General features: G+C 68.4%; 11 protein-coding genes. 3 read left to right on the top strand and 8 right to left on the bottom strand.

The window, feature by feature from the left end; translation table 11 throughout:
* Positions 1–26: 26 nt before the first annotated feature.
* Entirely contained in the window at positions 27–2027 is a 2001-nt protein-coding gene (locus tag QFZ53_RS13420) for a GmrSD restriction endonuclease domain-containing protein (RefSeq protein ID WP_307297208.1), read from the bottom strand.
* A gap of 125 nt (positions 2028–2152) precedes the next feature.
* Here QFZ53_RS13420 and QFZ53_RS13415 point away from each other — a divergent pair, with 125 nt between their 5' ends.
* Both QFZ53_RS13415 and QFZ53_RS13410 read left to right on the top strand, forming a co-directional pair.
* The gene (locus QFZ53_RS13415) at positions 2153–2926 is read left to right on the top strand and encodes a hypothetical protein (protein WP_292909727.1); all 774 of its coding nucleotides are present in this window, start codon (positions 2153–2155) and stop codon (positions 2924–2926) included.
* Between the two features lie 163 nt (positions 2927–3089).
* Complete coding sequence (locus QFZ53_RS13410) at positions 3090–3593, top strand: DUF3145 domain-containing protein (protein ID WP_307297205.1); 504 nt, start codon at positions 3090–3092, stop codon at positions 3591–3593.
* A 139-nt stretch (positions 3594–3732) separates the two neighbouring features.
* Here the strand turns inward: QFZ53_RS13410 and yczR are convergent, their stop codons facing one another.
* A complete protein-coding gene (gene yczR, locus QFZ53_RS13405) occupies positions 3733–5136 on the bottom strand; it encodes a MocR-like transcription factor YczR (protein WP_307297204.1) in 1404 nt (467 codons plus the stop codon).
* A 96-nt stretch (positions 5137–5232) separates the two neighbouring features.
* On the opposite strand from yczR, the gene yczE reads away from it, so the two are divergent.
* Complete coding sequence (gene yczE, locus QFZ53_RS13400) at positions 5233–5910, top strand: membrane protein YczE (protein ID WP_292909733.1); 678 nt, start codon at positions 5233–5235, stop codon at positions 5908–5910.
* 76 nt (positions 5911–5986) lie between these two features.
* Here the strand turns inward: yczE and QFZ53_RS13395 are convergent, their stop codons facing one another.
* The 6 genes from QFZ53_RS13395 to aceE all read right to left on the bottom strand — a co-directional run bounded on the left by QFZ53_RS13395 (position 5987) and on the right by aceE (position 13597).
* Entirely contained in the window at positions 5987–7228 is a 1242-nt protein-coding gene (locus QFZ53_RS13395; RefSeq protein ID WP_292909735.1) for a beta-ketoacyl-[acyl-carrier-protein] synthase family protein, read from the bottom strand.
* A 94-nt stretch (positions 7229–7322) separates the two neighbouring features.
* Entirely contained in the window at positions 7323–7571 is a 249-nt protein-coding gene (locus QFZ53_RS13390; protein WP_017830435.1) for an acyl carrier protein, read from the bottom strand.
* Between the two features lie 68 nt (positions 7572–7639).
* Positions 7640–8641: a beta-ketoacyl-ACP synthase III gene (locus QFZ53_RS13385; protein ID WP_307297163.1), complete on the bottom strand. Its 1002-nt coding sequence runs from the start codon at positions 8639–8641 to the stop codon at positions 7640–7642.
* Positions 8638–9558: an ACP S-malonyltransferase gene (locus tag QFZ53_RS13380; protein ID WP_307297161.1), complete on the bottom strand. Its 921-nt coding sequence runs from the start codon at positions 9556–9558 to the stop codon at positions 8638–8640. The genes QFZ53_RS13385 and QFZ53_RS13380 overlap by 4 nt, the downstream gene beginning before the upstream one ends.
* Positions 9559–9642: 84 nt before the next feature.
* Complete coding sequence (locus QFZ53_RS13375; protein WP_292909783.1) at positions 9643–10839, bottom strand: PucR family transcriptional regulator; 1197 nt, start codon at positions 10837–10839, stop codon at positions 9643–9645.
* Positions 10840–10870: 31 nt separating this feature from the next.
* A complete protein-coding gene (aceE, locus tag QFZ53_RS13370) occupies positions 10871–13597 on the bottom strand; it encodes a pyruvate dehydrogenase (acetyl-transferring), homodimeric type (protein WP_292909785.1) in 2727 nt (908 codons plus the stop codon).
* Positions 13598–13651 lie beyond the last annotated feature (54 nt).

Raw genomic sequence — 13651 nt, 5'->3', positions numbered from 1 at the left:
GTCGCAGTTTCTGCCGTCGTCGCCGACTACATCACGTTCCCGATGTAGGAGTACTTGACGAACACCTCGGCTGCCAGACCGGACTCCTCGAGCACGCCCTGCACGGCGTTCATCATGTAGTTGGAATCCCAGCCCATGTAGAGGAAGTGCGACTCGTCCAACTCGTCCCACTGTCCCTTCCACGCCATCTCGTTGTAGATCGGACCGCCGTGCTTGGCGCAGTACGACAGCGCCGCCTCTCGCGTGTCGGTCCACGCGCGGCGCATCACCCGGTTGAAGAGGTACCTGACATCGGGCACCTCCCACCGCTCGCCGCGGTACTCGACGTAGTCGAACTCGCGCTCCCATCCCGCGGGCCAGCCCCGACGACGGACCGCATCGAGGATGGGGGTGAGCCCGTCGTCGTCGATCTCGGGCAGCGCCGGTCGTGCCCAGATCCGCAGCAGTTCGGCGGTCAATCGGATCGTGCGCCGCGTGATCGCTGCGGAGTTCCAGACCTCGACGGAATCCAGCTCTCGCGTGGCGGGTACGGCGCTGCGTGCGTATGCCTCGACGCGCTTCACCGGATAGGCGGCGCCGAACACGCGCTCGGCGAGCCGCGGCTCGAGCAGCGTCAGGTTGCCGAGCGTCGGGGCGAGGGCGCGCAGGCTGTTCTGCTCGTCGTCGCCGTACTCGGACCAGGAGCGGATGCCGTCGCCCGACCAGCTGTCGCCGGGAACGGCGGGCACGAGCTTCTCCACGTCGTAATCCAGCGGCTCGTCGACTCCTTCGAGGCGCCCCAGCACATATGCCGCGTGGGGGAGCTCGGAGTACTTGAGCACCGCGCTGACGCGTTCATCCGACGGCGTGATGCGGGCCACGGCGCGCGCGAGCGACTCCCGCCCCTCGGCGCGGGCGCGGCACAGGCGCGCGATGAGACGCTCGTTCGGCAGGTTCACCAGGGTGCGACGCAGGTACAGGGCCTGGATCCACTCGAGGGTCTCGATGAACTCGTCGCGGTCGATGACTCCTCGCACGTGATCGCTGTACACGCTCAGCACGAGCGGATACGCGGCACGGCCGAAGGTGTTCACGAAGCGCAGCTGCTGAGCGATTCCGGCATCCGGTTCCTTCGACGGATCGAGCAGGACGCCGTAGATCTCCGCGAAGTGGCGCCAGATCTCGGCATCCGCCTGCAGATGCTCGACGTCGACGCGAGGGAAGGACTGACGGAAGGCGCTGTACACGCCGTGCTCGCCGTTCGCGGCGACTTCGCGCCCGGTCGTCATCACGAGGTAGTGCCGCCAGAAGGCGCCGATCGCCTCGCCGGTGTGCTGCTCGATGGGAAGCCAGAAGCGCGCTTCGACCTCGAGCTGCTCGGCGTGGGTGAGTCCCATCAGGATGTAGTTGTGGATGAGCTCGTGATCGCGCAGCGGCTCTCCGGTCGAGTTGAGGCTCTCGAAGATCTGCTGGGCGTTCGCCTCGGCTCCGAGCGTGATCGACACGTGCTCGAGACGCTGCAGACCGCGCCAGATGCGCGGCACCTCGCCGACCTGCACCTGGCTGCGGAAGAAGGCGTAGTTGTCGTCGAAGCGGGATTCCCGGTCGGCGCCCGCACGGCGATCGAGCACGACCGACTCGTAGAGGTCGGCCCAGGCGTCGTGGGGGCGCAGACGCGTGCGCGCCGGGTCGTCGGCGCGCACCAGAACCCGTCCGAGTTCGTGCGCGAGCGTCGGATCGCTCTCGCGCACGGCGTGCTGGAGAGCTGCGACCAGCAGCATCAGGGTCGTGATGCGCTGTTGCCCGTCGATCAGGATGAGGTCGGATGCCTCCGACGAATCATGCGCGGAGAGGATCGATCCGATGAAGTGGCGGTGCCCGTCGTCTTCGTCGGCGACGGCGCGGATGTCGGCGAGGAGCCGCTCGCATCCGCCGATGTCCCAGCGGTACTGACGCTGGTACACGGGCACCAGGATCGTGGTGGATCCGGCGGATAGCCACTCGATCGTGTTGACAGCCGTCGCCTCGACATTGGTGGCAGTGCTCATGCGAAAAAGTCTATGCGGATAAACCCGGCGACCATCCGGGGCGCTCCGAGGTCGCGCTGTTAGGCTTGCCTTATCAGGGCCTGTTAAAACGTGCTGGCCCCCGATGAGAGGATCTGGTTCAGATCATGGGATACATCAAGTCCGCCGCCCTCGAAGAAAAGGGCTTCGTCATCCTCGACAGCTACGGCGAGGAGGTCGACCCGCGGGAGTGGCTCGACATCGAGTACGTCGACTGGAAGTCGTCCGGTGACACGCGCTTCTCGCCGCTGGCCAGCGCCAAGGGCGAGATCGAGTGCAACGGCTTCTGGAACCACAAGCCGCCGCGCACCGACAAGGATGGCGTCTGGATCGACTCGCAGACCGCGCTCGCGCCGACCCTGACCGCCCGTGCCAAGGAGCCCGGCGCCAACGTCGGCCGCTGCCGCGTCATCGAGCTGCAGCCGACTCCGTACGGCGAGTGCCTCTACAACCTCCACCAGGACGACAACAACCGTCTGAACCCCGACGGCACCGGCTGGGTCGTGCGCGGATTCTTCAACCTGACGGACGACAAGGACAGCTACTTCGTCCTGCGTGAGAACCGCACGGACCCCAGCATCGAGTACCGCATCGCCCTCCCGGCCGGTGCGCAGCTCATCGTGGACACCCAGCGCCTGTGGCACGCCACCACGCACAACGGCACCGAGCCGCGCTACTGCCTGATCACGTCGTGGGAGTCGGGCCCCGAGCTCGACGCGTACATCGAGAAGTACCACGGCACCGACCAGCACGAGCAGGTCGAGGTGCCCCAGGAGGTCCTCGAGGCCGGCTACGCCGAGCAGGCTCAGCGTGACGCGGCCCGTGCCGCTTACTACGCGGCCAAGGGGCAGCAGGTCAAGCAGGCCATGAGCGAGGCCTGACCCTCTTTCGGGTCGCCGAGCCTGTCGACACGCACGAAGGCGGGAATCACATCCTTGTGATTTCCGCCTTCGTGCGTGAGAATAGGCGCATAACCGCATATCGCGCCACACTTCGTTGGTTTCAGGTCGTTGGGGAAGACGCACCTGATGAAACGGAGAGATCATGGCGACGGCTTACGCACGTGGAGTGGTGTTCATCCACTCTGCGCCTCGCGCGCTCTGCCCGCACCTCGAGTGGGCGGTGGGTCGCGCTATCGGGCGTGCGGTGAACTTCGACTGGGCGGACCAGCCGGTGCTGGATGGTGCCCGCCGGGCGGAGTTCTACTGGGATGGCCCTGTGGGCACAGGTGCGGCCCTCGCGACCGCCATCCGAGGGTGGGAGCACCTGCGTTTCGAGGTCACCGAGGATCCCACGCCGCGCAGCGACGGCGGACGCTGGATGCACACACCCGATCTCGGCATCCACTATGCCCAGACGGATGCCGCAGGCAACGTCGTGATCGGCGAAGATCGGATCCGTTACGCGATGGAGATCGCGGCGGGAAACATGGTCGAGCTGCAGCGCGAACTCGATATCGCGCTCGGCTCGGCCTGGGACGAAGAGCTGGAGCCGTTCCGCCACGCGAGCGATGACGCGCGTGTGGTGTGGCTCCACAAGGTCGGATGAACCATGGACCTGGAGTGGGAAGGCGTGAGTACCGGATGCCGGTGAGTCGCCCCGGACGCTGAGAAGACGTATCCCACTCCAACGACGAGAACCCCGCCTCTGCGCACAGGAGGCGGGGTTCCCTCGTCGTCGCAGCAGCTCAGATGACGGCGGTACGCGTCTGCTCGGCGGCGGCGCTGGCGGTCGCGCCGCCGAGGACCTCGTCCCATGCGCGGCGCAGCCGCGACATCGCCTCCGACATCCGGTCGGGGGTCAAGGTGATCGGGATGCGCACGCGGCGCTCCAGCACGCCTCCTGTCGAAAACCGCGGGCCCGGGGGGAGGATGAGCCCGTGTTCCCGCGCGGCCAGCGACAGAGTGGTCGAGATCGGTGCCTCCAGATCCACCCAGGCCGACAATCCGCCATGCGTGGGCGGCATCGCGAGGCCCATCGTCTCCAGCCCGGCGGCCGCCGCCGCGCGACCTGCGTGCAGGCGCGAGCGCACGTGCGCGGAGAGCGCCGGCATGTCTTCGAGCAGATCGACCGCGATGCACTGCTCGAGCAGTGCGGTACCGAGCTCGAATGACGGGCGTACGGCGAGCAGCCGCTCGATCAACGATCGCTCCGCTCTGATCCAGCCGATCCTCATTCCGCCCCAGGCGATCTTCGACATCGAGCCCACGGTGATCACACTCGGGCTGTATGCCGCCATCGGCAGTGGTGACCAGCCCCGGTCGATGTCGAGCTCCGTCGTCGTCTCGTCGACGATCAGACGTGTTCCCGAACTGCGAGCCGTCGTCGCGATGCGAACGCGCTCCGGGTCCGACAGAGTCGCACCTGTGGGATTGTGGAAGTCCGGGATGAGGTACGCGACGTGCGGACGACCGCGCAGGAGAATGTCCGTCAGATGCCCCTGATCCCAGCCGTGCCCATCGACGGGGGTCGGCAGGAGTCGATAGCCGTGGTGGCGCAGAGCCTCCAGTGCGTGCGGGAACGTCGGCTGTTCGACGAGTGCGCGCTCTCCGCGGCGTCCGACCGTGGCCAGCACGAGGTGCAGGGCGTTGAGCGCACCGGAGGTGATGATGATCTCATCAGGATCGGTGTCGACGCCCCGCTGCACGAAGCGCTGGGCGACGGCTTCGCGCAGCTCGGGCATGCCTCGCAGCGAGTAGCCGCTCGTCGCTCGCAGTGCGGCGAGCCGGGGGAGCGAGCGGACCGTCGCGTCGTAGAGGCCGGGAGTGGAATCCATCGATGCGATCGAGAGGTCGATCGCGGAGTCGTCATGATCTGCGGATGCGGATCCGCGTGCGTAAGGCAGCGCGACGCGTGTTCCCCCGCCGTGCAGACGGCTCACGTAGCCGCCCTCTTCGAGAAGGTCGTAGGTGCGCGTCATGGTCGAGCGGGACCGCCTGAGCTCGAGAGCCAGCGAGCGCTCGCTGGGCAGACGCTCTCCGACAGTGAGCCGTCCATCGAGGATCAGGGCGCGGATGTGCTCCGCGAGCGCCGCCGCGGTCGCACCTGCGACGGTCTGCGCGTCGAGCTGCTCGACGAGACGTGAAGCCATGCATCCATTCTGCCCCCGAAGTGGACTGAATTCACCAGGCCACTTTCCCTCGAGTGGCCCGCGGATTCGACGGGGCGACAGCGTGAGGATGGCCGTATGTCGACGTCCCGCACCCGAACCCCCCTGTCGAAGATCTTCCTGCCGATCGTCGTGACGAGCCGCCGTGACCTCGCCGAGCGTCTGCTCCAGCTCGTCGTCGGCCTGTTCCTGTACGGCGTGGCTCTGGCGTTGATGATCCGCGGAGGGATCGGTGTGTCGCCGTGGGACGTGCTGGCGATCGGAGTGTCCGGAACGGGCGGCATCGGCTTCGGTCTCGTCACCAATCTCATCGCCGCCGTGGTGCTCCTGCTGTGGATCCCGCTTCGCCAGCGGCTGGGGCTCGGCACCGTGATCAACGCACTGCTGATCGGCCCGAGCGCTGACCTCGCGCTCGCCCTGATACCGCCGATGCCGTCGATCTGGGTGGGTGCTCCGGTGTTTCTCCTCGGTCTCGTGCTCCTCGCCTTCGCGACCGGCCTCTACATAGCGGCTGACTTCGGGCCGGGTCCTCGCGACGGGCTGATGACGGGGCTCGTGCGCAGGACCGGCTGGCCCGTGTGGATCGTGCGCACCCTGATCGAAGGCACCGTGCTCGTGATCGGGTTCCTGCTCGGCGGCCCCGTCGGCGTCGGCACCGTGATCTTCGCTTTCGGCGTCGGACCGCTCATCGGATGGTTCCTGCCGCGCATCACCCGGATGCGACAGGAACGTTCGCGCGTGCTCGCAACGGCCTGACCCCTTCACGACGAAGCGGCCCCCGGATCCGATCCGGGGGCCGCTTCACGTGTCAGGCGCGCTCAGTCAGCTGCGCTCAGTCCTCCGCGCCGGCGAACGCGACGACCGCGTTGTGACCGCCGAAGCCGAAGGAGTTGCTGATCGCGTACAGCGTGCCCTCGCCGAGCGGCTGGGACTCGCCCGACAGCTTGAACGGCACTGCCGGATCGGGCTCGGTCATGTTGATCGTCGGCGGGGCGACGCGGTCACGCAGCGCGAGGAGCGTGAAGATCGCCTCGAGTGCTCCGGTCCCGCCGAGCAGGTGTCCGGTCGACGCCTTGGTCGCCGAGACGGGGATGTCCTTGAGGCGATCGCCGAACACGCGCTGCAGGGCGACGTACTCGTTCGGGTCGCCGACCGGGGTCGACGTCGCGTGGGCGTTGATGTGGGCGATCTGGTCGGGAGTGATGCCGGCCTCTTCCAGAGCCTGCGTGACGGCACGCGCGGCGCCGGAGCCCTCGGGGTCGTTTCCGGTGATGTGGTAGGCGTCAGCGGTCACACCGCCGCCGAGCACATAGCCGTAGATCTTGGCGCCGCGGGCCTTCGCGTGCTCCTCGGTCTCGAGGATGAGGACCGCCGCCCCCTCGCCCATCACGAAGCCGTCGCGGTCGATCGCGCCGGGGCGCGAAGCGGTGGCGGGGTCGTCGTTGCGGCGGGACAGGGCCTGAGCCGAGGCGAAGGACGCCATGGTGATCGGGTGGATCGCCGACTCGGTGCCGCCGGCGATCACGACGTCGGCGAGCCCCTCCTGCAGGTGATGGAAGGCGTGGAGGATCGACTCGGTGCTCGAGGCGCACGCGCTGACGACGGTCTGCGCATAAGCCCGCGCGTGGAACTGCAGCGACAGGTTGCCCGCGGCGGCGTTCGGCATGAGCATGGGCACCGTCAGCGGCATGACCCGGCGCGGTCCCTTCTCGCGCAGCGTGTCCCAGGCGTCGAGAAGCGTCCACAGGCCGCCGATGCCGGTGGCGAAGTCGACGCCGAGGCGCTCAGGCGCGACTTCGGGGGATCCGGCATCCTCCCACGCCTCGCGAGCCGCGATCAGAGCGAACTGCGACGAGGGGTCGAGGCGCTTCGCCTCGTGGCGGGGGAGCACCTCTTCAGGGCGGACGATCGCCTCGGCCGCGAAGGTGACGGGCAGCTCGTACTGCTTGACCCAGTCGTGCTCGAGCGTGCGGGTGCCGGACATACCGGCGAGCAGGTTGCTCCAGTTGTCGGGAGCAGTCCCGCCGATGGCGGACGTGGCGCCGATGCCGGTGACGACGATGCGCTTGGTCATGGTGTGGTTCCTTGTCGTACGGGTTACGTGCGAGATGAGGGCAGAGTGGAGGATGCCACGCCCCGCGGATGGCGGGGGTGGCATCCCGCCCGGATTACTCCTGGCCTGCGACGATGAAGCTGACGGCGTCGCCGACGGTCTTCAGGTTCTTGACCTCGTCGTCGGGGATGGTGACGCCGAACTTCTCCTCGGCGTTGACGACGATCGTCATCATCGAGATCGAGTCGATGTCGAGGTCGTCGGTGAACGACTTCTCGAGGGCGACCTCGGAGGCGTTGATGCCGGTCTCGTCGGTGATCAGCTCTGCGAGGCCAGCGAGGACCTCATCGTTGGTGAAAGCCATGTGGTCTTCCTCTTTCTTGCGGGTTGTTTTCGGAACCGTGGAACAGTCTAGAGAAGGTCGGGGCGTTCTCAGGGGAGGACGACGACCTGTGCGGCGAACACGAGCCCGGCGCCGAAGCCGATCTGCAGGGCGAGGCCACCGGAGAGCTCGGGGTGCTCGGCCATCAAGCGGTGGCTTGCAAGCGGGATGGAGGCGGCGGACGTGTTGCCCGTGGTCTCGATGTCGCGGGCGATCACCGTCGTGTCGGGGAGCTTGAGCTGCTTGGCGAACTCGTCGATGATGCGCATGTTCGCCTGGTGCGGGATGAACGCGGCGATGTCGGCCGGTTCGACACCCGCCTTGTCGAGCGCCTCCCGGGCGACCTTGGCCATCTCCCACACGGCCCAGCGGAAGACGGTCTGACCCTCCTGCCGCAGCGTGGGCCACGGCACCTGGCCGTCGCGGAACTCGGTCAGCGTGCCGTTCATGCCCACGGCATCCGCCTTCGAGCCGTCCGATCCCCAGACGGCCGGCGCGATGCCCGGCGTGTCGCTCGGGCCGATCAGCGCGGCGCCGGCTCCGTCGCCCAGCAGGAACGAGATGCTGCGGTCGGTCGGGTCGACGATGTCGGACAGCTTCTCGGTGCCGATCACGAGCGCGTACTTCGCCGCGCCAGCGCGGATGAGCGCGTCGGCCTGAGCCACGGCGTAGGCGTACCCCGCGCAGGCCGCGTTGATGTCGTAAGCGGCGGCGGGGTTCGCGCCCACGCGGTCTGCGACGATCGCCGAGACAGACGGCGACTGCTTCGGGTTGCTGATCGTCGCGACGATCACCAGGTCGACCTGGTCGGCAGGCACGCCCGACTTCTCGATGGCCTCGAGACCGGCGATGGCGGCGAGATCGATGGCGTCCGTGTCTTTGTCGGCGCGCACCCGCGTGATGATGCCGGTGCGCTGACGGATCCACTCGTCGCTCGAGTCGATCGGGCCCACGAGGTCGTCGTTCGGGACGGCGTTCTCACCGCGCGCCGCTCCGTAGGAGTAGATGCGCGTGTAGGCGGGACCGGTGAGCTGGTTGAGAGTGGCGCTCATGCGGCGTCTCCGTTCAGCAGCGCGACGGCTGCGTCGAGGTCTTCAGGGGTCTTCACGGCGACGGTGGGTACGCCCCGCAGCCCGCGCTTGGCGAGGCCGACGAGAGCGCCCGCGGGGGTGAGTTCGACGAGGCCGGTGATGCCCTGTTCGGCGAAGGACGCCATGCACAGGTCCCAGCGCACGGGGGACGACACCTGGTCGACGAGGAAGTTCAGCGCGGTGGCGCCGTCGGACACGGTGGAGCCGTCGCGGTTGGTCCAGAGCGTGACGTCGGGATCGGATGCCTCGACGCCGGCGACCGCATCGCGGAGGGCGGCGACGGCGGGCGCCATGTAGGGGGTGTGGAACGCGCCGGCGACCTGCAGCGGGATCACGCGGGTGCCGCGCAACGGCTCCTCGGCGAGGGCGGCGAGTGCGGGAAGCGCACCGGCCGCGACGATCTGCCCCCCGCCGTTGTAGTTCGCGGGCGTGAGGTCGAGTTCCGCGAGTCGTGCCAGCACGGCGTCCTCATCGCCGCCGAGCACGGCGCTCATGCCGGTCGGCGTCTGCGCGGCGGCATCCGCCATCGCCCGTCCGCGCACGCCGACCAGGCGCATCGCGGTGTCGGCGGAGATCACGCCGGCACCCGCCAGCGCGGCGAGCTCGCCGACGGAGTGCCCGGCGATGCCGTCGGGGCGGCGGCCCGCGCGTTCGAGCAGCTGGCGCTCGGCGATGAGGGACGCGGCGACGATCAGCGGCTGCGCGATGCGCGTGTCGCGGATGGTGTCTGCATCGGACTCGGTGCCGTGGAGGAGGAGGTCGACCTCCGCGGCCTCGGAGTAGGCGGCGAGCTGCTCTGCCACACCGTCGAGTTCGAGCCAAGGGGAGAGGAAGCCCGGGGTCTGAGAACCCTGACCGGGGCAGGCGTAGACGATCACCTCACCATCTTGCCAACGTTTGGGCGTGCGCGGTGGATGAACCATCACAAGATTCGCGAGAACGCTTGTGTGTGGCGCACAGAGTCAGCGTGCCGTACGACGCTGCGGAGGGCGCCGACGGATCTGATCGGCGGCCCCGATCGACCCGAGCACCAGTGCGGTCTGCAGGATCAGCGCCTCGCGGGGACCCGTCGCGTCCCACCCGATGACCTCGCTGACGCGCTTGAGACGGTAGCGCACCGTGTTCGGATGGACGAACAGCTCGCGTGCGGTGGCCTCGAGGGACCGGCCGTTGTCGAGATAGCTCCACAGCGTGGTGACGAGATCGGTCGAGTGCGCCTGCAGCGGTCGGTAGATCCGCTCGATCAGCGTCTGCTTGGCGAGCGGATCGCCGGCGAGGGCGCGCTCGGGGAGCAGATCATCGGCCTCCACGGGGCGCGGGGCGTTGCGCCAGGCGCGCGCGACCGCGAACCCAGCGAGCGCGGCGCGGGCGCTCTGACTCGCGTCGACCAGCGCCGCGACGGCGGGACCCAGCACGACGTACCCGGGGCCGAAAGACGGCTCGAGCCGCGTCGCGATCTCCTGGAAGCCGAGTTCGTCGTCTTCGCCGTCCTGACCGGCGACGCGGGCGCGTCCGAGCACGAGGACGAGCCGCGAACCCTGCACTCCGATGAGCACATCGACGCCGAGCTTCCTGGCGGTGCGGCGGACGAGATCGACGTCGAACTGCGGGGGAGTCGTGCCGACCAGCACGGCGACCTCGCCATGTCCGTGCCAGCCGAGCGCCGCGATGCGGCTGGGCAGCTCCTCGTCGGCCTCGCCCGTGAGGATCGAATCCACGACGAGCGCCTCGAGGCGCGCATCCCAGAGGCCTCGCGCCTCGGCGGCACGGGCGTAGACGTCCGCGGCGGCGAAGGCCACATCGCGGGAGTACAGCAGGATCGCCTCGCGGAGATCGTTGCCCTTGCCGGCGACGCGCTCCTCGGTCACCTCCACGGTGACGCGGATCAGCTGCAGCGTCTGCTGCAGGCTTACGCTGCGCAGCAGCTCGCGTGGAGCGGCGGCGAAGATGTCAGCGGCGATCCATGGCGTCGAGGTCGGGTCGTCGTACCACTGGATGAACGAGGTGATGCCCGCCTGGGCCACCAGCCCGACCGCGGAGCGGCGGGCTGGTGGCATGTCGGCGTACCAGGGGAGCGTGTCCTCCAGCCGCTTGATCGTCACCGAGGCGATGTCGCCGGAGATCCGGCGCAGCCAGGTGAGAGTCGCGGCCTTGTCCATGCCGGTGGGAGACGAGTCTGTCACCGATGGCTCAGCTTTCGCCGCCCGCGTTGCCGCTGGTGCCCGCGTTCACGTCGTGCAGGCTGTACTTCTGGATCGCCTGCGCGGCGAGCGAGCGGTCGACGACGCCGTCTTCAGCGAGTGCCTGCAGCGTGCGCACGACCATCGACGGCCCGTCGATCTTGAAGTAGCGACGAGCGGCGGCGCGCGTGTCGGAGAAGCCGAAGTCGTCGGCGCCGAGCGTCGCGTAGCGGTTCGGGACCCACGGACGGATCTGATCCTGCACGGCGTGCATGAAGTCGCTGACCGCGACGACCGGGCCCTCGGCGCCCTGCAGCTTCTGGGTGAGGTAGGCCGTGCGGGGCTCCTCCTCCGGGTGCAGGAAGTTGTGCTCGTCGGCGGCGAGGCCGTCGCGGCGCAGCTCGGTCCACGAGGTGACCGACCACACGTCGGCGACGACGCCCCAGTCGTTCTTCAGCAGCTCCTGAGCCTCCAGAGCCCAGGGCAGGCCGACGCCCGAGGCGAACAGCTGGGCGCGGGGGCCTTCACCTTCGCCCGCGGACACGCGGTGGATGCCGCGGACGATGCCGTCCACGTCGACGTTCTCAGGCTCGGCCGGCTGCACGTAGGGCTCGTTGTACAGCGTGATGTAGTACATCACGTTCGGGTCGGGGTGGTTGCCGCCGTACATGCGCTCCAGGCCGTCGCGCACGATGTGCGCGATCTCGTAGCCGTAGGCCGGGTCGTACGACACCGTCGCCGGGTTCGTCGACGCCAGCAGGTGCGAGTGTCCGTCGGCGTGCTGCAGGCCTTCGCCGGTCAGCGTGGTGCGACCGGCGGTGGCGCCCATGATGAAGCCGCGGGCCATCTGATCGCCGGCGGCCCACTGGGCGTCGCCCGTGCGCTGGAAGCCGAACATCGAGTAGAAGATGTAGATCGGGATCAGCGGCTCGCCGTGCGTCGCGTACGACGTGCCGATGCCGGTGAACGCCGCGAGGGCGCCCGCCTCGTTGATGCCGACGTGCACGATCTGTCCCTGCGGGCTCTCCTTGTAGGCGAGCAGGAGCTCCCGGTCGACCGAGGTGTAGTGCTGGCCGTTCGGGTTGTAGATCTTCGCCGTCGGGAAGTACGCGTCCATGCCGAAGGTGCGCGCCTCGTCGGGGATGATCGGCACGATGCGGTGACCGAAGTCCTTCGAACGCAGCAGGTCTTTCAGCAGGCGGACGAACGCCATTGTCGTGGCGATCTCCTGCGTGCCGGAGCCCTTCTTGGGCAGGGCGTACGCGGAGTCATCCGGCAGTGACAGGCCGACGTGCGTCGAGCGGCGCTCGGGCAGGAATCCGCCGAGGCTGCGGCGGCGCTCGAGCATGTACTGGATCGTCTCGTCCTGGGGTCCCGGGTTGTAGTACGGGGGCAGGTACGGGTTCTCCTCGAGCTGCGCATCCGTGATCGGGATGTGCATGGTGTCGCGGAACGTCTTGAGGTTGTCCAGCGTCATCTTCTTCATCTGGTGGGTCGCATTGCGGCCCTCGAAGTGCGGGCCGAGGCCGTAGCCCTTGACCGTCTTCGCCAGGATGACGGTCGGCTGCCCCTTGTGCTCGGCCGCGGCCTTGAACGCCGCGTAGACCTTTCGGTAGTCGTGGCCGCCGCGCTTGAGGTGCCAGATCTGGTCGTCGGTGTAGTCCGACACCAGGGCCGCTGCGCGCTCGTCCTTGCCGAAGAAGTGCTCGCGGATGTACGCGCCGGACTCGGCCTTGTAGGTCTGGTAGTCGCCGTCGGGCGTGGCGTTCATGATGTTGAGCAGGGCGCCGTCTGCATCGCGGGCGAGCAGGTCGTCCCACTCGCGGCCCCACACGACCTTGATGACGTTCCAGCCGGCGCCGCGGAAGTACGACTCCAGCTCCTGGATGATCTTGCCGTTGCCGCGCACGGGGCCGTCGAGGCGCTGCAGGTTGCAGTTGATGACGAAGTTGAGGTTGTCGAGACCCTCGTTCGCTGCGACCTGCAGCTGACCGCGGCTCTCGATCTCGTCCATCTCGCCGTCGCCGAGGAAGGCCCACACCTGCGAGGACGAGGTGTCCTTGATGCCGCGGTTCTCGACGTAGCGGTTCGCCATGGCCTGGTAGATCGCGTTGATCGGGCCGAGGCCCATCGACACGGTCGGGAACTGCCAGTAGTCCTGCATCTGGCGCGGGTGCGGGTACGACGGGATGCCGAACGGCGCCTGCGACTGCTCCTGGCGGAAGCCGTCGAGGTGCTGCTCGCTCAGGCGGCCCTCGAGGAACGAACGGGCGTAGATGCCGGGGGAGGCGTGGCCCTGGATGAAGATCTGGTCCGCGCCACCGGGGTTGTCCGCACCGCGGAAGAAGTGGTTGAAGCCGACTTCGTAGAGGGCGGCCGACGACGCGTAGGTGGAGATGTGCCCGCCGACTCCGATGCCGGGGCGCTGTGCGCGGTGCACCGTGACAGCGGCGTTCCAGCGGATCCAGGCGCGGTAGCGGCGCTCGACCTCTTCGTCACCGGGGAACTCCGGCTCGTTCTCCGGAGCGATCGTGTTGATGTAGTCGGTGGTCGGGACCATCGGCACACCCAGATGCAGCTCCTTGGAGCGCTTGAGCAGGCTCAGCATGATCTCGCGGCCACGTCCGTGGCCCTTCGCGTCGACGAGCTCGTCGAGCGACTGCTGCCACTCGCCGGTCTCTTCGGGATCGCTGTCGAGGGGGCCCTGGGAGTACGGATCCTGGTCGTGCACGGTCACGGGGTGGAACCTTTCGTCAAGCTGGCGGGTCACGCCAAGAATCGGAGAGCGACG

Origin of the sequence: Microbacterium natoriense, from assembly GCF_030816295.1 — a bacterium.
In the GTDB taxonomy this organism is placed as follows: domain Bacteria; phylum Actinomycetota; class Actinomycetes; order Actinomycetales; family Microbacteriaceae; genus Microbacterium; species Microbacterium natoriense_A.
This window is presented reverse-complemented; position numbering and strand designations above follow the sequence as displayed.